At 64.8% G+C, this 18,466-nt stretch carries 17 protein-coding genes and 1 pseudogene; 16 read left to right on the forward strand and 2 right to left on the reverse strand.

The features are described 5' to 3' along the window. Nucleotides 1-162 precede the first annotated feature (162 nt). Nucleotides 163-1,407, forward strand: coding sequence for an acyl-CoA dehydrogenase family protein (locus I6F38_RS22200; protein WP_225161809.1), 1,245 nt, complete (start codon nt 163-165; stop codon nt 1,405-1,407). A gap of 257 nt (nt 1,408-1,664) precedes the next feature. Here the strand turns inward: I6F38_RS22200 and I6F38_RS22205 are convergent, their stop codons facing one another. Continuing rightward, nucleotides 1,665-2,192 (reverse strand): DUF6428 family protein, encoded by a 528-nt coding sequence (locus tag I6F38_RS22205; RefSeq protein ID WP_225161810.1) that lies wholly within the window; start codon nt 2,190-2,192, stop codon nt 1,665-1,667. Nucleotides 2,193-2,241: 49 nt separating this feature from the next. On the opposite strand from I6F38_RS22205, the gene I6F38_RS22210 reads away from it, so the two are divergent. The 4 genes and pseudogenes from I6F38_RS22210 to I6F38_RS22225 all read left to right on the forward strand — a co-directional run bounded on the left by I6F38_RS22210 (nt 2,242) and on the right by I6F38_RS22225 (nt 4,865). Continuing rightward, nucleotides 2,242-2,598, forward strand: a complete 357-nt coding sequence (locus I6F38_RS22210; RefSeq protein ID WP_225161811.1) for a metalloregulator ArsR/SmtB family transcription factor — start codon at nt 2,242-2,244, stop codon at nt 2,596-2,598. Further along, nucleotides 2,598-3,284 carry an MIP/aquaporin family protein gene (locus I6F38_RS22215; protein ID WP_225161823.1) on the forward strand — a complete coding sequence of 229 codons (687 nt, stop codon included), beginning with the start codon at nt 2,598-2,600 and terminating at the stop codon, nt 3,282-3,284. Before I6F38_RS22210 ends, I6F38_RS22215 begins: the two co-directional genes overlap by 1 nt. After that, entirely contained in the window at nt 3,281-3,703 is a 423-nt protein-coding gene (gene arsC, locus I6F38_RS22220; protein WP_225161812.1) for an arsenate reductase (glutaredoxin), read from the forward strand. The genes I6F38_RS22215 and arsC overlap by 4 nt, the downstream gene beginning before the upstream one ends. After that, a pseudogene (locus I6F38_RS22225) lies at nt 3,700-4,865 on the forward strand (MFS transporter). The gene arsC and the pseudogene I6F38_RS22225 overlap by 4 nt, the downstream one beginning before the upstream one ends. Here I6F38_RS22225 and I6F38_RS22230 read toward each other — a convergent pair. Next, the gene (locus tag I6F38_RS22230; RefSeq protein ID WP_225161824.1) at nt 4,834-5,742 is read right to left on the reverse strand and encodes a LysR substrate-binding domain-containing protein; all 909 of its coding nucleotides are present in this window, start codon (nt 5,740-5,742) and stop codon (nt 4,834-4,836) included. The pseudogene I6F38_RS22225 and the gene I6F38_RS22230 sit on opposite strands and share 32 nt — an antisense overlap. A gap of 80 nt (nt 5,743-5,822) precedes the next feature. On the opposite strand from I6F38_RS22230, the gene psrA reads away from it, so the two are divergent. From psrA to I6F38_RS22285, 11 genes are all read left to right on the forward strand, one after another. Beyond that, the gene (gene psrA, locus I6F38_RS22235) at nt 5,823-6,953 is read left to right on the forward strand and encodes an iron-containing alcohol dehydrogenase PsrA (RefSeq protein WP_225161813.1); all 1,131 of its coding nucleotides are present in this window, start codon (nt 5,823-5,825) and stop codon (nt 6,951-6,953) included. A 28-nt stretch (nt 6,954-6,981) separates the two neighbouring features. After that, on the forward strand, nt 6,982-8,226 hold the full coding sequence (gene phnA, locus I6F38_RS22240; RefSeq protein ID WP_225161814.1) for a phosphonoacetate hydrolase: 1,245 nt from the start codon (nt 6,982-6,984) through the stop codon (nt 8,224-8,226). A gap of 26 nt (nt 8,227-8,252) precedes the next feature. Continuing rightward, the gene (phnY, locus tag I6F38_RS22245; RefSeq protein ID WP_225161815.1) at nt 8,253-9,701 is read left to right on the forward strand and encodes a phosphonoacetaldehyde dehydrogenase; all 1,449 of its coding nucleotides are present in this window, start codon (nt 8,253-8,255) and stop codon (nt 9,699-9,701) included. Between the two features lie 86 nt (nt 9,702-9,787). Further along, nucleotides 9,788-11,104 carry an MFS transporter gene (locus tag I6F38_RS22250; protein WP_225161816.1) on the forward strand — a complete coding sequence of 439 codons (1,317 nt, stop codon included), beginning with the start codon at nt 9,788-9,790 and terminating at the stop codon, nt 11,102-11,104. 375 nt (nt 11,105-11,479) lie between these two features. Then, the gene (locus tag I6F38_RS22255; protein ID WP_225161817.1) at nt 11,480-12,784 is read left to right on the forward strand and encodes an MFS transporter; all 1,305 of its coding nucleotides are present in this window, start codon (nt 11,480-11,482) and stop codon (nt 12,782-12,784) included. A 52-nt stretch (nt 12,785-12,836) separates the two neighbouring features. Further along, the gene (locus tag I6F38_RS22260; protein WP_225161818.1) at nt 12,837-13,613 is read left to right on the forward strand and encodes an aspartate/glutamate racemase family protein; all 777 of its coding nucleotides are present in this window, start codon (nt 12,837-12,839) and stop codon (nt 13,611-13,613) included. Nucleotides 13,614-13,628: 15 nt separating this feature from the next. Beyond that, nucleotides 13,629-14,426 (forward strand): GntR family transcriptional regulator, encoded by a 798-nt coding sequence (locus I6F38_RS22265; RefSeq protein WP_225161819.1) that lies wholly within the window; start codon nt 13,629-13,631, stop codon nt 14,424-14,426. Between the two features lie 17 nt (nt 14,427-14,443). Then, the gene (locus I6F38_RS22270; RefSeq protein WP_225161820.1) at nt 14,444-15,208 is read left to right on the forward strand and encodes an aspartate/glutamate racemase family protein; all 765 of its coding nucleotides are present in this window, start codon (nt 14,444-14,446) and stop codon (nt 15,206-15,208) included. Then, complete coding sequence (gene hydA, locus I6F38_RS22275; protein ID WP_225161821.1) at nt 15,208-16,620, forward strand: dihydropyrimidinase; 1,413 nt, start codon at nt 15,208-15,210, stop codon at nt 16,618-16,620. The genes I6F38_RS22270 and hydA overlap by 1 nt, the downstream gene beginning before the upstream one ends. Before the next feature lie 45 nt (nt 16,621-16,665). Further along, nucleotides 16,666-17,550 carry an alpha/beta hydrolase gene (locus tag I6F38_RS22280; protein ID WP_225161822.1) on the forward strand — a complete coding sequence of 295 codons (885 nt, stop codon included), beginning with the start codon at nt 16,666-16,668 and terminating at the stop codon, nt 17,548-17,550. A 282-nt stretch (nt 17,551-17,832) separates the two neighbouring features. Further along, the coding region (locus I6F38_RS22285) for a DUF1254 domain-containing protein (RefSeq protein ID WP_225161825.1) at nt 17,833-18,466 on the forward strand (634 nt) is incomplete at its 3' end.

The following is an 18,466-nucleotide window of genomic DNA, read 5'->3' on the forward strand; positions in this document are numbered from 1 at the left end:
CAAAATTTAGACGGCCGGCGCCCATTCTCTGATTGGCACGCGATCACGTCCGCAGGGCAGCGGAGACGACACTCCAGGACAACTCAATTGTCACTCGCGTCCAAGACGGGAGTTTCACTTCTTGCTGACATCCGCCCATCAATCAACCTGACGGGGCCTGCCATGAGCATCGAGTTCGCACTTAGTCCGGATCAAGCTGCGCTGCAACGAGGCGCACGCGAGTTTGCGATGACCGTATTGAAGGACGTGCGGCCAACGATCCGGAAGTACGGCAAACCGGACGAGCGCTTCTACGCGACGCGTCCGTTCCATAAGAAGGCCGTCGAGGCGGGTTTTGTAAAGGGACTTTTCCCAAAGGAGTATGGCGGCACTGACGTTTCAACTCTGGATTTTGCTCTGGCTGCGGAAGAGCTCGCGGCAGTAGACGTCAACGTTCCCAGCACGCTTCTCGGCACCGGGCTTGGGGTTAAGCCAATCATTTTCTTCGGCACTGAAGACCAGAAGAAACGATTTCTTCCCGATTTCGTCGCGGACGGCACACGGCTTGCCGCACTGGCCTTTACCGAGGTGACGGGCGGTGCAAACTTTGATGCGGTTGATCCACGTTTTGGCGTGAGGACCTTCGCCACTCGTGAAGGTGACGAATGGGTCATCAACGGGGAAAAGCACTACACGACCAACGGGACGGGGTGGGACGGAAAGAACTGCCATCTCTATGCTGTCGTCTGCCGAACGAATCCAAACAAGGGCGCCCAGGAATCACTGGCGGTCATTATGGTTCCCGGCAGCGACCCCGGAGTGAGGGTCACCGGATTGCTCGACACGGTTGGACATCGCGCGTCAATTTCGCCGCGGATGAAATTCGAAAATGTCCGAGTGCCGGCCGGCAATATCGTTGGCGAGCCCGGCGACGGCATAAAAATCGTCTCCACCAATTTTGCGTGGACCGCGGCTTTGATCGGTGCAGCGTGCGTCGGGGTCATGCGAGCGGCCTTTGACCATGCGCTCGAGTTCGCGAAAAACGATTCACGCTCCGGACCGCATCCGATCATCGAATATCCAACTGTTGGATACATGCTGGCGGACATGAAGATGAGGATGGAAGCTTGCCGTTACCTGACTTGGAAAGCATGCCAACAGTTCGACCGAACCAAGGGCAAGGAGCACGAGCTTGCTGTCATGACGAAGGTATTCTGCTCGGAAACCTGCGTCGATGTCGTCTATGATGCCATGCGGGTCGTTGGTGTCGATAGTTACACCGACATGCACCCCCTGGCGGAGCTTATGAACGACGCGATGTGCTTTCCCCTGTATGATGGCGGCAACATGGGAGCCCGTAGGCGTCAGTTGCACGGCATCATCAAGAGCCCGGGCTACGATTCCCATGCGGCTGCGCGGATCGGCTAGCGGTTCTGGTGCGAAGCGACAGCGAGGCTCCAAGTCTCGCTGTCGAGCTTATACAACGTTCGCTACGAGCGCGTCCGGACGAACGGTGCCGTTGACGGTCTCAATTTATCAATCGCGCTCCTTTCATCGCGGGGGCTTGCGCTGTCGGGCAAATCAGCGGTGGGCGATTTCCGGCATGAGCCCGCGACCGCGAGCGCCAATCCGGGTGACACTCCCGGTTCCGTTCGGGATTTGTCCGGCAAGCGCTCAGATATCCATCAGCCGCAGCAAGGCTGTTTGGTTTTCGGTGCGCAGCAGGACACCTGTTCCTGGAGCCATCGGTCGCGCGGCTTGCAGCTCGACGGGCGCGCCGAGAGATGGACCCGGATCGCCGCGTCGCCGGCATCCATGCGTTCCGCGCGATAGATCTGCATCGGCCGAACACCGTCGCTCACCTCGAAGGTCAGCCGGGCTTGCGGGTCGAAGCCGACGGCCTCGTCGACCTTGCGGATGATCGCAAGAAATTTTCCGGCCGGCATGTGACTGCGGTTGTCCTCCTCGATGTCCCAGAGCTGAATGAAGGTCTCGCTCCAGCTCTCCGGGTTCGCGCCGCAATCGAGCGCCCTGAACGAACCGGTCTTGACTTCGGTCACGTGGTAGCTGGGGCGGACGTCTCGGCCATCGTAGCTGAAGATCAGCGGCTTCTCCTTGTGCGCCTCAAGGCTGGAAAGGAGGGCTGCGGATGACAGCTCTTCCACCGGAAGCAGTGCACCGACGATCGAACGGGTATTGGCAAGCGTGTCCATGGCTGCTATCCTCATTTCAATGATTATTGAATTGTAGGATTATCGAAAGATGGAGGAGCGTCAAGCCCGAACCGCCTTCGCCGCGTTGTCGCAGGAAACGCGGCTGCGGATCGTGCGGCTGCTGGTCCAGGCGGGTCCCGAGGGGATGGCCGCGGGGGCGATTGCGGAGGCGGTCGAGGTGTCGCCATCCAACGTGTCGTTCCATCTGAAGGACCTCGAGCACGCCGGCATGATCGTGCCGCGCCGCGAGGCGCGCTCGATTATCTACTCGGCGGATTTCACCGGCTTGCGCGACCTCATCGCCTTCCTGATGAAGGATTGCTGCGCGGGCCACCCGGAGATCTGCGCGCCGGCGCTCGCCGCCCAGTGCAAGCCTTCCACCAGCAAGAAGAAGGCGCGTGCGTGATGCGCGATTTCGATCTGCCACGGCGCCTTGTGGCCGAAGGTCTCGGCACGTTGCTTCTGGTCACGACCGTCGTCGGCTCCGGCATCATGGCAGAAACCCTGACCAAGGACGTGGCGCTGGCGCTGCTCGGCAATACGCTGCCGACCGGTGCCATCCTGGTGGTGCTGATCACGATCCTTGGACCGATATCCGGCGCGCATTTCAATCCGGCGGTCACGCTGGTGTTCACGCTCAAGGGCGAACTCCGCCCGCCGCACGCGACGCAGTACGTCGCGGCGCAGGTGCTCGGGGGAATCCTGGGTGCGATGGTCGCGCATGCCATGTTCGGCCTGCCGCTCCTGGAGTTCTCCGCCAAGGCGAGGACCGGGTTCCCGCAGTGGTTTGCGGAATTCGTTGCCGCGTTCGGACTGGTCGCAACGATCATCGGTGGCGTGCGGTTTCGCGAGGCCGCTATCCCATGGCTGGTCGGGCTCTACATCACGGCCGCCTACTGGTTCACCGCGTCCACGTCTTTCGCCAACCCGGCCGTTGCCATCGCGCGATCATTCACCGATACGTTTTCCGGTATCCGCGCACAGGACCTGCCGGGATTCATCGTCGCCGAGATTCTGGGGGCGATGGTCGCGCTGGCGCTGATGACGTGGCTGTTGCGGCAGAGCGAAACGAAGATGGAAGCAATCCGATGACGATCACGATCTACCACAATCCCGATTGCGGGACGTCGCGCAACGCCCTCGCCATGATCCGCCAAAGCGGGGAGGAGCCGGAGATCGTCGAGTATCTCAAGACGCCGCCCGCGCGCGACACGCTGATCTCGCTGATCAAGGCCATGGGCATGACGCCCCGCGCGCTGCTCCGCGAGAAAGGCACGCCTTATGCAGCGCTCGACCTTGCCAATCCGAAATGGAGCGACGACGAGTTGATCGATTTCATGATCGCGCATCCGATCCTGATCAATCGGCCGATCGTGGTCTCGCCGAACGGCGTGAAACTGTGCCGGCCGTCCGAGGCTGTGCTTGAACTTCTCGCCACTGACATTGGCCAATTCGTCAAGGAGGACGGAGAAGTGGTCCCGCCCAGGACGCCGGGTGCGCGCGCCGGATGAGCCGCCGTGCAGACAACGTCCTGATTGTTGCGCTCGGGACCACGCAAACCCTTGCCTGGGCGTCGAGCTATTATCTGCCCGCCATCCTCGCGGATCCGATCGCGCGGGACCTCGGCATCTCGACCAACTGGCCGTTCGGCGCGTTCTCGATGGCGCTCGTGATCTCCGGGCTGCTCGGCCCGCGCGTCGGCCGCCAGATCGACCGGATGGGCGGACGCGAAGTGCTCTGCGCGTCCAACCTCATCCTGGCGTCCGGTCTGATCCTGCTCGGGCTGTCCCAGAGCGGCGTGCCATGGCGGTGAGCTGGCTGTTGCTCGGCGTCGGCATGGGCCTTGGCCTGTATGATGCAGCCTTCGCGGCGCTCGGGCGCATTTACGGCAACGCCGCCCGCCGCTCCATCACCGGCATTACCCTGATCGCGGGCTTTGCCAGCACGATCGGCTGGCCGCTGAGCGCGTGGGGACTCGCAACCATCGGCTGGCGCTGGACCTGCTTCGGCTGGGCCGCTGCACACATCCTGATCTGCTTGCCGCTCAACGGCCTCCTGATCCCGAAGCTGAAGCGGGAGCATCGGATCGCGGCCGACACGCCGAAGCCGCACATTGCCATCGATCGCGCGATGGTGTTGCTCGCCTTTGCCTTCGCCGCCGCCTGGAGCGTGACGTCGGCGATGGCGGTTCATCTGCCGCGAATTCTGGAGTCGCTCGGTGCGACGCAGGCGCAGGCGATCGCGGCGGGCGCACTGATCGGCCCGGCTCAGGTGGCGGCGCGCATTGTCGAAGCGAGCCTGCTGAAGCACTTCCACCCGCTCTGGTCGGCGCGCCTGGCCTGCATCACCCATCCCTTGGGCGCCTGCGTCATCGGCCTGTTCGGCGGTGGCTTCGCGGGGGTGTTCGCGCTGTTGCACGGTGCGGAGAATGGAATCCTGACGATCGCGCGCGGCACGCTGCCGCTGGCGATATTCGGTCCGAAGGATTACGGCTACCGCCTGGGACTGCTCGGCGCGCCGTCGCGACTGTCTCAAGCCCTCGCACCCCTTGTATTCGGATTCCTGATTTCGCCGCTCGGCGGCTATACGCTTGCGGTCACGTCGGCTCTGAGCTTGGCTGCGCTTCTGGCGCTGTTCGCACTCAAGGCCGGGCCGAAGACACCCTCGCGGTAGCATCACGACCCTTCATCCGCCGAACCGTGTCGATGAACGCCTTGATGATCGGGGAGTGGGCTCGCCCGCTGTGATGGGCGATGCTGTACTGGGTCTTGATGGTGCGGTCGCTGATCTCGAGCGCGCGCAGATTGGGATGCGGCACGAATTCGAAGTCGGCGACGACGCTGATGCCGAGGCCGCGCTCGACCGCCTTCCACACACCCTCGCGGCTCTCGATCTCGAACACCGGTTCGATCCTGATGCCCTCGGCCTGCATCGTCGCCTCGAACGCGCGCCGCGTGGTCGAGCCGCGCTCGCGCAGCACGATGGGCTGGTCGGCCAGCTCGCGCAGCCTGACCGACTTGCGCTTGAACCAGGGATGATCGCGGTTGACGAACACGATCACGCGGTGCGTGCGGTAGGGGATCATGGTGACGCGCGGATCCTCCGGCACCTCCGCCAGGATCGCGACGTCGGCCTCGAAGTCGACGATGTGGCGGAAGGTGCGTTCGGAATTGCCGAGCAGGGTCGAGATCTGCACCTCCGGATGATCGCGCTTGAAGGCCGCGATGATCTCGGTGGCATGAAACGGCCCGACGGTCGCGACGCGCAGATGGCCCTTGGTCGCCTTGCCGTGCGCGGCCAGGAGGTCGTGGGCCTCGTCGCAGAACGTCATGATGCCGCGGGTGATCTCGAACAGCGCGGCGCCGGCCTCGGTGAGCTCGGTATGCCGCGGCTTCCGGATCAAAAGCTCGACGCCGTAGCTCTCCTCCAGCTCCTTGACCTGGATGGTCAATGTCGGCTGGCCGACGTTGAGCACGCGCGAGGCCGCGGTGAAGCCGCCATGGGTGGCGACCGCGTGGAAGGCGCGCAGCTGGCTGAACACTATTGACATAATCAATAGAACGCATCCGTATAATGAATTTGTCAATAGCAGCCGGCGCCGTACCTTCGCACCAAACGGAGGACGCGCTGATGGACTGGACTTATTCCAACCCGGTGAGGATCGAATTCGGAGCCGACAGCTTCGACAAGCTGCCGGGCCTGATCGGCAAGCGCGCCTACGCGCTCGTGACCTATGGCGAGCCGATCTTCGACGAGCTCGAGCGGCGGCTGCGCGCCGCGGCGGGACCGTCTGTCCTGACCATCCGCGACGTCGCGCCCAATCCGGACTACCGCCTGCTTACCGAGCAGACCGCGCGCTTTGCCGGGCTCGCGAGGCAGCCCGAGGTGATCGTCGCGCTCGGCGGCGGCTCGGTGATCGACTCCGCAAAGGTGTTCGCGGCCGCCGGCGGCGACTTCGCGACCGTCAAGACCTATCTGGAGACACAGCAGGGCGCCGAGCGCCTCGCGGCGATCCCGATCATCGCGGTGCCGACCACTGCCGGCACCGGCAGCGAGGTGACCTGCTGGGGCACGGTGTGGGACGAGGCCAACGGCAAGAAATATTCGCTGGCGCGTCCGTCGCTCTATCCGACCCATGCGGTGATCGATCCGCGCCTGATGCTCGGCAAGCCGCAACTGCTCACCATCAGCACCGGGCTCGACGCACTGTCGCATGCGCTGGAGAGCATCTGGAACGTCAACAACAATCCGGTGTCGGCCAACCACGCGGTGGCCGCGGCACGCAGCATCCTCGAGGTGCTGCCGAAGCTCGCCAACGACCTCGGCAATCTCGAGCTGCGCAGCCGCATGGCGCAGGCGGCGCTGTTCGCGGGCCTTGCGTTCTCCAACACCAAGACCGCGATCGCGCATTCGCTGTCCTATCCGATCACGCTGCGGCACGGCGTGCAGCACGGCATCGCCTGCTCGTTCTCGCTGCCGATGGTGCTGCGCAGCGTCAAAGGGGCAGGCGGGCTCTGCGAGGACAGCTTGAGGCAGATCTTCGGCGCCGATCTGGCCCGCGCGGCCGACGATCTCGAGGACTTCATGGCCCGGCTCGGCATCTCCTGCAATCCGGCCGCCTACAGGATCGAGCGCGCCGAATGGCACGCGCTGATCGCGGACTCGCTCGAGGGCGAGCGCGGCCGCAACTTCTTAGGATCGAAGGAGCGGCTGATCGAGGCGGCGCAGACGCAGCGGATGCCGAGCGCGGTGAACGCGTGACGACGGCGCAGTGACAGGGAGAGGCATCATGCAAGACAAGCGCAAGACAATCACCGTCAACGGGCGCCGTTACGACGCGCCGACGCGGCCAACCGTCGTGATCTGCCTGGACGGATCGGAGCCCGGCTACATCGAACAGGCGATCGAGGCCGGCGTCGCGCCGACCTTCGCGCGCTTCATGAAGGAGGGCGCGCATGTGCATGCCGCCAGCGTGATCCCGAGCTTCACCAATCCGAACAACCTCTCGATCATCACCGGACGGCCGCCCGCGGTGCACGGCATCGCCGGCAACTACTTCTATGACACGGCGAACAACGCCGAAGTCATGATGAACGATCCGAAATTCCTGCGCGCACCGACAATCCTGGCCGGTGTCCATGATGCCGGCTACAAGGTTGCCGCCGTCACCGCCAAGGACAAGCTGCGCACCTTGCTCGCGTACGGTCTGGACTATTCCAGCGGCCGCGCCATCGCGTTCTCGTCGGAGAAGGCCGACCAGGCCACCAGGGCCGCCAACGGCATCGACAATGTGCTCGATTTTGTCGGCCTGCCGCTGCCCGAAGTCTACTCGGCCGATCTGTCGCGCTTCGTGTTCGCGGCCGGCGTCAAGCTGGTCGAGCGCTACCGTCCCGATCTGATGTACCTGTCGACCACCGACTACATCCAGCACAAGGTCGGCCTCGGCACCAAGATCGCCAACGACTTCTACGCCATGATCGACGGCTATCTTGCGAAGCTCGATGCGCTCGGCTGCAACATCGTGGCGACCGCCGACCACGGCATGAACGACAAGTTCCTGCCCGACGGCAAGCCCGACGTGATCTACCTCCAGGACGTCATGGACGACTGGACGGGTACGGGTGCCGCACGCGTGATCCTGCCGATCACCGATCCCTATGTCGCCCATCACGGCTCGCTCGGCTCGTTCGCGACGATCTACACGCCGGAGGGCGCCAACGTCGACACGCTGCTGTCGCGGCTGCGTGCGACCGGAGGCATCGAGGTCGCGCTGACGCGCAAGGAGGCCTGCGCCCGGTTCGAGCTGCCGCCGGACCGGATCGGCGACATCGTCGTGATCTCGACCAGGCACAAGGTGCTCGGCACCAGCGAGTCGCGTCACGATCTCTCGGGCCTGACAGAGCCGCTGCGCTCGCATGGCGGGCTGACCGAGGAGCGGGTGCCGCTGATCGCCAACCGCAGGATCGCGCTGCCCGCCGGTCACGCCCTGCGCAATTTCGACGCCTTCGACGTCGCGCTCAACCGCATCCAGTGACGCATTCGGACCCCAAGGACAGTGCCATGAACATCCAGAGCCCGGCCGTTCGCCACGAGCAGATGCGGATCGCAGGCAGCCTCGTCGACACCGACGAGCATGTCGAGGTTTTCAATCCCTACACCAACAAGGTGGTTGGCACCGTGCCGGCGGCCCGGCCGGAGCATGTGCGCAGCGCCTTTGCCAGGGCGGCCGCGTTCAAGCCGAAGCTGACGCGCTATGAGCGCCAGCGCATCCTGCTGCGCACCGCGGAGATCCTGGCCGGGCGCAAGGAGGAATTCGCGCGGCTGATCACCGCCGAGTCCGGCCTTTGCTGGAAGGATTCGCTCTACGAGGCCGGCCGCGCCTATGACGTCTATTCGTTTGCCGGCCAGCTCGCGATCAAGGACGACGGCGAGACGTTCTCCTGCGACATCAGCCCGCAGGGCAAGGCGCGCAAGATCTTCACGACGCGCACGCCGCTGCTCGGCGCGATCTCGGCGATCACGCCGTTCAACCATCCGCTCAACATGGTGAGCCACAAGATCGCCCCCGCAATCGCGACCAACAACCGCGTGGTGCTGAAGCCGACCGAGCTGACGCCGCTGACCGCGCTCGCGCTCGCCGACGTGCTCTACGAGGCCGGGCTGCCGCCGGAGATGCTGTCGGTGGTGACCGGCAATCCGCATTCGATGGGCGATGCGATGATCACCGATCCGGACGCCGATCTCGTCACCTTCACCGGCTCGGTCAGGGTCGGCAAGCACATCGCCGGCAAGGCGGGCTACAAGCGCCTGGTGCTCGAGCTCGGCGGCAACGATCCGCTGATCGTGATGGAGGACGCCGACCTCGACAAGGCGGCCGAGCTCGCGGTCACCGGCGCCACCAAGAATTCCGGCCAGCGTTGCACGGCGGTGAAGCGCATTCTCTGCGTCGAGGCGGTCGCCGACGATTTCGCCGCGCTGGTGCTGACGAAGGCACGCAAGCTGAAGTGCGGCGACCCCATGGACCCGACGGTCGACGTCGGCACCGTGATCCATGAGGGCGCGGCGAAGGAATTCGAGCGCCGCGTCAATGCCGCCGTCGCCGACGGCGCCGAGCTCTTACACGGCAACGCTCGCGACGGCGCGCTCTATCCGCCGACCGTGGTCGACCGGATTCCCTACACCAGCGAGCTGGTGATGCAGGAGACCTTCGGCCCGGTGATCCCGATCATCCGCGTGCCCAACGACATCGACAGCGTGATCCGGATCTCGAACGCGACCGCGTTCGGCCTGTCGTCGGGCGTCTGCACCAACCGGCTCGACTACATCACGCGGTTCGTCAACGAGCTCGATGTCGGCACCGTCAATGTCTGGGAAGTGCCGGGCTATCGGATCGAGATGTCGCCGTTCGGCGGGATCAAGGATTCCGGCCTTGGCTACAAGGAAGGCGTGCAGGAGGCGATCAAGAGCTTCACCAACGTCAAGACCTACTCGCTGCCCTGGCCGGTCTAGAGCAGCGCGTTCGACGAGGGCCGCACGCGGACAACAAGAACAACGCGGCGGCCGACTGCGATCAACCAAACAAAGGGGAGGCCTCAATGTCGATCACGTTCAGTCCGTCGGGCGTCGGCTCGGTCGGAGTGCAGAATCCGGAGCTTGCGACGTCGTTCCGCCGTGCGCAGTGGCGGATGCTGTTCGCGGCGATGTTCTGCTATCTGTTCTTCTACACCGGGCGGCAAACCTTCGGCTTCGCCATTCCCGGCATCCAGGCCGAGTTCGGCGTCACCAAGGAGGCGCTGGGCTGGGCCAGCGCGGCGCTGCTCTGGTGTTACGCGGTCGGGCAGGCGATCAACGGCAATCTCGGCGACAAGTTCGGTGGCCGCCGCGTGATGAGCGCCGGCGCGATCCTCTCCTTCATCATGAACTGGGCCACCAGCCTGTCGACCGGGATCGTCAGCCTCACAGCGTTTTGGGGCATCAACGGCTATTTCCAGTCGATGGGGTGGGCGCCAGGCAGCCGGCTGCTGTCGAACTGGTGGGGCCGCCACGAGCGCGGCACGGTCTACGGGCTCTATACATTCGCGGCCGGTCTCGCCTCGGTGCTGTCGTTCGTCACCTCGCTGGTCGTGGTCGGCTACTTCCAGCTCGACTGGCGCTGGATCTTCCGCATCCCGGTCGCGCTGCTGCTGCTCGGCGGCATCGCGTTCTATCTGATCGCGCGCGAGAAGCCCGAGGACATGGGCTTTGCCTCGCCGCATGACGAGGCCGACGATGTCGCTGCTGCGGAAGCTGCGGTCAGCGCCAATGAGGGCTCGCTGGCGCGCTACAAGGCGGTGCTGTCGAACTGGCGCCTTTTGGTCGCCGGCGTCGCGATCGGCTTCCAGAACGCGGCGCGTTACGGCCTCTTGGTGTGGGTGCCTGTGCACTTCCTCGGCAGCAACTGGGCCAAGGCCGGCGCCGCCTCGGTGATCGATCCGCGCTGGATCAGCATCGCGCTGCCGGTCGGCATGGCGGTCGGCGCGTTCAGCAATGGCTGGGTCTCCGACAAGGTGTTCGGCTCGCGCCGCTACCTCGCCATCGTGCTCTACATGGCGCTCGCCGCGGTCACCTCCCTGTGCATGTACGCGATCCCGACCTCGGATGTCGTTCTCGGGATGACGGTGCTGTTCCTGTGCGGCTTCTTCACCTACGGGCCGCAATCCTCGTTCTGGGCGCTGTGCCCCGATCTGGTCGGCCACAAACGGGCGGGGACCGCGACCGGGGTGATGAACTTCTTCGCCTATCTGTTCGCAGGTCTCGGCGAGCCGATGATCGGCCACTTCATGGACAAGCATAACCAGACCTCGCTGGTGTTCCTGGTGGTCGCTGTCTGCGCGACCTCCAGCGCGGTGGTTGCGGCCTTCATCCGCCGCTGACGAACGAACCGCATCAGCGGCTCACCACAGGTCCGCGCTTCCGACGGGAAGCGCGGACCACTGTTTTTGCAATGAGCAGAACACCGTTGTCCGTGCGATCGCCGGTGCCGCAACGCCGGGATGAATTCCCTGAAATTGCCGGCTCGAACGGGATGACCTGACGCTCAATCCCTCATCACCGGCTGACCAAAATCAATGCACGGAAGAATAAATTTCACGTAATATCAATGTGATATAAAAAATTGTATGCAGAATACAAAATGTGCTTGTCGCTTTTGACGCCTTGAAGCAGACTTCGCGCAGGGCAGGAGAGGCCAGCGACCGTCAAGGACGAGGGGCGCGGCAGGGCAAAACAATCGTCGGGAGGAGCGAGCAATGAGCGATCAGGTGTCCACCATCGCAATGGCAGATACGGCAAAGCCTTCCGGCGTGCGCTGGAAGATCTTCCTGCTGATGCTGTTCCTGATCTCGATCAACTATATCGATCGCGCCTCGCTCTCGGTCGCAATGCCGGTCATCGCCAAGGAGTTCGATATCGATCCGGCGATGCAGGGCCTGATCCTGAGCTCGTTCTTCTGGACCTACGCGCTGATGCAGGTGCCGGGCGGCATGCTCGCCGATCGCTTCAAGCCGCGCATCGTGATCGCGCTCGCGACGCTGTTCTGGGGCTTCTTCCAGGCGCTGGCGGCGCTGTCGACCAGCTGGATGCTGCTGCTGCTGACCCGGCTCGGGCTCGGCGCGTCGGAAGCGCCGATCTATCCGGCGGGCGGCAAGCTCAACGCGATCTGGATGACGCAGACCGAGCGCGGCCGCGGCGCCACCTTGCTGGACGGCGGCGCGCCGCTTGGTGCGGCGCTCGGTTCGATCGTGATCGCCTGGCTGATGGCGGCGTTCAGCTCCTGGCGCGTCGCCTTCGTCATCGCCGGCGTCGGCACCATGCTGTGCGGGCTGTGGGCCTGGTACTACATCCGCAACGTGCCGCGCGAGCATCCCTCGGTCAATGAAGCCGAGGCGCGCTATCTCGAAGAGGCGCATGCGATCGAGGATGCGGCGACGCCGCCGTCCTCGGGCGCAAGCTGGGTGGCGTATTTCCGGTTTCGCTCGGTGTGGTGCATGTGCCTCGGCTGGATGTTCTTCAACACCACGTTCTACGGGCTGCTGACCTGGATGCCGACCTACCTGTTCAAGGTGCACGGCTTCGACATCAAGGCGCTGGGCGGCGCGTCCTTCATCATCTTCTTCGCAGGCTTTGTCGGCGAGCTGGTCGGCGGCTGGATCGGCGATAACTGGCGGGAGCGGGGCGGGTCGCCCAACACCGTGTTCCGCACGCTGTTCGGCATCGCGGCGATCATGGCGACGGTCTCGATCTTCCTCGTCGCCTACGTCACCAACGCGGTTGCGGTCGTGGTGCTGCTGTCGACGACGCTGTTCTTCCTGCGCTGGTGCGGCATGTACTGGGCGATTCCGTCGGCGCTGGCGGGCCGCGGCAAGTCCGGCTTCCTCGGCGGCTGCATGAATCTCGGCGGCAACATCGCCGGCATCACGACGCCCCTGATCGTCGGGTTCATCGTGCAGGCCACCGGCTCCTACTTCCTGGCCCTGATGTATTTCGCCGCCGCGGGCATTGCGCTGTTGATCTGCTCGACCCTGATCGATTACAGCCGCAAGCTCCCGGTCTAAAACGGATGCGGCCGAATCCGCCAAGGGTTCGGCCGCTTGACGAGGCTCACCAATGACACGTCCTATCAGGCTCGGCATGCTGACGCCGTCGTCCAATACCGCGCTCGAGCCGATCACCTGCGCGATGCTATCGGGGATCGACGACGTCTCGGCGCATTTCTCGCGCTTCAAGGTGACCAAGATCGCGCTGTCGGAGCAGGCGCTGCGCCAGTTCGACGCCAGCGAGATTCTTCGCGCGGCCGAGTTGCTCGCCCATGCCAAGGTCGACGTCATCGCCTGGAACGGCACCTCGGCAAGCTGGCTCGGCTTCGACCGCGACGAGAGCCTGTGCGAGGAGATCACGGCGGCAACGGGGATCAAGGCCTGCACCACGGTGCTGGCCTATCGCGACCTGTTGCGGCGGATCGGCGCCAGCCGCATCGGGCTGGTGACGCCGTATCGCAAGGACGTGCAGGAGCGGATCGTCGCCAACTGGAATTCGCAAGGGCTGCACTGTTTTGCCGAGCGGCATCTGTCGCTGCAGGACAATTTCTCCTTTGCCGAGGTCAGCGAGGCCGAGGTCGCGCGGCTGATCGAGGAGGTGGTGCGCGAGGGCTGCGATGCCGCCGTCGTGCTCTGCACCAACATGCGCGGCGCCGGCGCGGCCGAGCGGCTGGAGCGCGGATTTGGCGTCCCGGTGCTGGACTCGATAGCGGTGACGCTGTGGGCGTGCCTTGCCGCGGCCGGCTGCGATCCGTCGCGCGTGCAGGGCTGGGGCAGCCTGTTCTCGAACCCCGATCTGCGCGCGACCACCGCGATCCACGTGGGAGGGCGCGGTCTCCAATCATGACAGTGAAGGCAAGCGGTGACTGAAGCCAAGACCAATACAAAAGCGACCAGACGGAACAAGGAACCCAAGCGCGCGATGACCGCGCTGCAACGGCGCCGTCTGCGCGTGCCGCGGGTCGGGCTGCACGAGCAGGCGGCGACGCGGCTGCGCACCATGATCGTGCGCGGCGAGCTGGCGCCGGGGCAATCGCTGGGGGAGGCGGACCTGTCCGACGCGCTCGGCATCTCGCGCACGCCGCTGCGCGAGGCGCTGAAGCAATTGGCGAGCGAGGGCCTGGTCGAGCTGCGGCTCAACCATAGCGCCGTGGTGGCGCCGTTCCGCCGCGCCGAGCTCGCCGAACTGTTCGAGGCCGTCAGCGGCATCGAACGCTGCGCCGCCGAGCTCGCCGCGCTGCGCATGGAGCCGGAAGACTTCGAACGGCTCGCGGCGCTGCAGGACAAGATCGAGTGGCATCACGGCCGCGGCGAGCTGCGCGACTATTTTCAAGTTAATCAGCAGATCCATTCGGCGATCGTCGGCTTCGCCCGCAATACGGTGCTGAAGGCGACGCATGAGGCGCTGCTGGCGCGGGCCGAGCGCGCGCGCTTCTTCGCGCTGTCGGTGCTCGGCCGCTGGGATGAATCGGTGCAAGAGCATCAGGAGATTTTGTCCGCGCTGAAGGCGCGTGATGCGGCCCGGGCCGGGCAGATACTGGCCCACCACGTGCGCCGCACCGGCGAGATCGTCGCCGAGACGCTGGATGCCAAGGCAATGAACGACAAGGCGGACGACGCCGCGGCACCGGAGGCACCGGCAAGGCCGCGCGGCCGCTAGACGAGGGACGTTGCGCCATGAAGATCCTGCTGCTCAATCCCAACACGACGGCTGATGTGACGGATCTGCTCCATGCCGCCGGCAGCAAGGCGGCGTCGGTCGGCACCGAACTCGTGCCGGTCACCGCCGCGCGCGGCGTGCCTTATATCGCCACCCGCGCCGAGGCCCAGATCGGCGGCGCGATCGCGCTGGAGATGCTGGCCGAAGCCGGCTCCGGCGTCGATGCGGCTGTCATCGCGGCGTTCGGCGATCCCGGCCTGTTCGGCGCGCGTGAGCTGTTCGCCTTCCCCGTCGTGGGATTGGCCGAAGCTGCGATGCTGACGGCCTGCATGCTCGGCCGCCGGTTTGCGATCGTCACCTTCGCCGGCGCGCTGGCGCCCTGGTACGAGGAATGCGTCGCCATGCACGGGCTGAGCTCGCGCTGCGCCGGCATCCGCACGCTTGACGGTCATTTCCAGTCGATCTCGGAGGTGCAGGCGGAGAAGGAGGAGCTGCTGGTCGCGCTCGCCAACCGCGCGGTCGAGCAGGACAACGCCGACGTCGTCATTCTGTCGGGCGCACCGCTCGCCGGACTCGCGGCAAAAGTCCGCGATCGCATTCCGGTGCCGGTGGTCGATCCGGTCGCGGCGGCGGTGCGGCAGGCGGAGACGCTCGCCGTGCTCAAGCCGCGCAAGGCGGTGGCCGGCACCTTCCGCCGTCCCGATCCGAAGCCGACGCGCGGGCTGGCCGAGCCACTCGCGGCAATCATCGAACACCGCTCACCGAAGGAGGGAACAAACTGATGTCCTTCGACACCATTATCCGCCGCGGCACCGTGGTGACCGCGGCCGACACCTTCGCCTGCGACGTCGGTATCCGCGGCGGCAAGATCACGGCGCTTGGCCATGATCTCGGCGATGCAGCCACGATCATCGACGCCACCGACCGCCTGGTGCTGCCCGGCGGCATCGACAGCCATGTCCACTTCGCCCAGCCGTCCGGCGACGGCATCGTAATGGCCGACGGTTTTGCCAGCGGCACGCGATCGGCGGCGTTCGGCGGCAACACCACTGTGCTGCCGTTCTGTCTGCAGGAGAAGGGCCAGACCCTGCGCGAGGCGCTGAAGCATTACCATTCGCTGGCCGAAGGCGAGTGCCATGTCGACGTCGCCTTCCATCTCATCCTCACCGATCCGACCGAGCATGTGCTGGGCCAGGAGCTGCCGGCCCTGGTCGAGGACGGCTACACCTCGCTCAAGGTCTTCATGACCTATGAGGGCCTCGCGCTGTCGGACCGCGAGCTGCTCGAGACCATGTCGGTCGCGCGCGAGACCGGCGCCATGCTGATGGTGCATGCGGAGAATTTCGACGCCATCCGCTTCCTGACCGACCGGCTCGAACGGACCGGTAACACCGCGCCGCGCTTCCATGCGACCTCGCGGCCGATCCCGGTCGAGCGCGAGGCCACCCATCGCGCGATCTCGCTGTCCGAGCTCGTCGACGTGCCGATCATGATCGTGCATGTCTCGAACCGCGAGGCGATGGACGAAATCCGGCGCGCGCAGCAGCGGGGCTTGCGGGTCATGGGCGAGACCTGTCCGCAGTACCTGATGCTGACCGAAAAGGATCTCGATCAGCTCAACATGGAAGGCGCAAAATACGTCTGCTCGCCGCCGCCGCGCGACGTCGCCAGCCAGCAGGCCTGCTGGGAAGGTCTGCAGCAGAAGGTGTTCTCGGTATTCTCGTCGGACCATTGTCCGTTCCGTTACGACGACCCGCAAGGCAAGCTTGCGCTGAAGGGGCGCACCAGCTTCCGCTGGGTGCCGAACGGAATCCCGGGTGTGGCGACGCGGCTGCCGATCCTGTTCTCCGAAGGCGTGGTGAAGGGACGGATCGACCTCAATAGCTTTGTTGCCTTCAGTGCCACCAACCATGCCAAGATCTACGGCCTCTATCCGCGCAAGGGCACGATCGCGGTCGGCTCGGATGCCGACATCGCGCTGTGGGACCCGAAGCGCAAGGTGACGATCCGTCACGAGCTGATCCACGACGGCGCGGACTACACGCCCTATGAGGGGCTCGAGGTCACGGGCTGGCCGGTGCTGACCATGGTGCGCGGCAAGGTCGTCGTCGATAACGGTACGCTCATCGGCGGCAAGGACCACGGCACCTATCTGCCGCGCGCCAAGCCGCTGAAGGCCGCGACCATTCCGTAACGCGACCATCCCGTAACAAGCAAAGAGAGAAGGCAGGAGATCAACATGCCCTATGCTGTGACAGACGACGGAGTGCGGCTCTATTTCGAGGAGACCGGATCGGGGCATCCGGTGATCCTGGTTCACGAGTTCGCCGGCGACCTGCGTAGCTACGAGCCGCAGATGCGGCACTTCGGCAAGCGCTTCCGGACCATCGCCTACAATGCGCGCGGCTTTCCACCGTCCGATGTGCCGGAGCAGGTCTCGTCCTATTCGCAAGCGCGCGCCGCCGACGATATCCTGGCGGTGCTCGATCACATCGGCGCGCCGAAGGCGCATATCGTTGGTCTGTCGATGGGCGGCTTTGCGACGCTGCATTTTGGATTGCGTCACCCTGATCGGGCGCTGTCGCTCTGCATCGGCGGCTGCGGCTACGGCGCCGAGCTCGACAAGCGCGAGACGTTTCGCGCCGAGGCCGACGTGATCGCGAATATGATCCGCAAGGACGGCATGCCGGCGTTCGCCGAGCGCTACGCCTACGGGCCGACCCGCGTGCAGTACGAGAACAAGGACCCGCGCGGCCACGCCGAGTTCAAGACCATGCTGGCCGAGCATTCGGCGGTGGGATCGGCCAACACCCAGCAGGGCGTGCAGAAGGAGCGTCCCTCGCTCTACACGCTGGTCGACGAGATGAAGCGCATCAATGTGCCGACGCTGATCATCACCGGCGATGAGGATTGGCCGTGCCTGCTGCCGGGCATCCTGATGAAGCAGAGCATCCCGTCGGCCGCGCTCGCGGTGATGCCGAACTGCGGCCACGCCATCAACATCGAGGAGCCCGACGAATACAACCGGATCGTCGGCGATTTCCTGTCGCAGGTCGAGAGCGGCCGCTGGCCGCAGCGCGATCCCAGAGCCGTCAGTGCCTCGATCACCGGGATGAAGGATTAGTCCCCCGGACTCGTTAAGGCGCAGCCATAGTCTGATTGCCGCTGGTTGAGCGAAGACAAGGTAGCTGGCGGCAAAACCTTCAAGGTTCATCTCGACAGCTACACTTTCCAGGCATTCCGGAAGGGTGACAGTCGCAAGACGCAGCTGAAACCCACCATTGATCTAAATCAATTCAGATGGCGAAATGTCTGCGGCAGGTTGTGTCGCGTGGGGCCGGTGTCGTGCTCAGGTCCCGGCCGGTGGCGCGCGCTGCCGTCCGTCATATTGGAATGGGAGTGTTTGATGCAAAGGCGATCGGCCCAGAGCCCGCACAGGGTGACGAAGCGCGATTTTCTGCGATCTGCCGCGTTGGCGGCGATTACGGCAACTGCCAGCAGTTCAACCTGGGCTCAGTCCGAGCGTCCGGGATTCTTCAAAGCCAAGGACATCGCCGAGGCCGGCTTCATCTACGGCCTGCCGATGGTGATGTCCTATGGCGTCATGTACGAATACGCCGTGGACAAGTCGTCAGGACAGTACAAGGCGCCGTTCAATACGCTGGTCAACGAGGCCCGCGTTTACACCTACGAAGATACCGCCATCGTCACGCCCAACAGCGACACGCCGTATTCATTTGCGTGGTTGGACCTGCGGGCCGAGCCCATCGCCATTTCGGTGCCGGCGGTCGATCCCAAGCGCTACTATTCGCTGCAGCTGAACGACCTTAATACGTATAATTTTGGCTATGTCGGCACGCGCGCGACGGGCAGCGATGCGGGAAGTTATCTGGTCGCCGGCCCGCGATGGACTGGCACGACGCCGGCCGGCATCAAGAGGGTGTTCCGGTCGACGAGCGATTTCTGCCTGGCACTCTTCCGGACCCAGCTGTTCGATCCGGCCGATATTGAGGCCGTCAAGAAAATTCAGGCCGGCTACA

Source organism: Bradyrhizobium sp. BRP56 (assembly GCF_020194035.1).
GTDB classification, from domain to species: Bacteria; Pseudomonadota; Alphaproteobacteria; order Rhizobiales; family Xanthobacteraceae; genus Bradyrhizobium; species Bradyrhizobium australafricanum.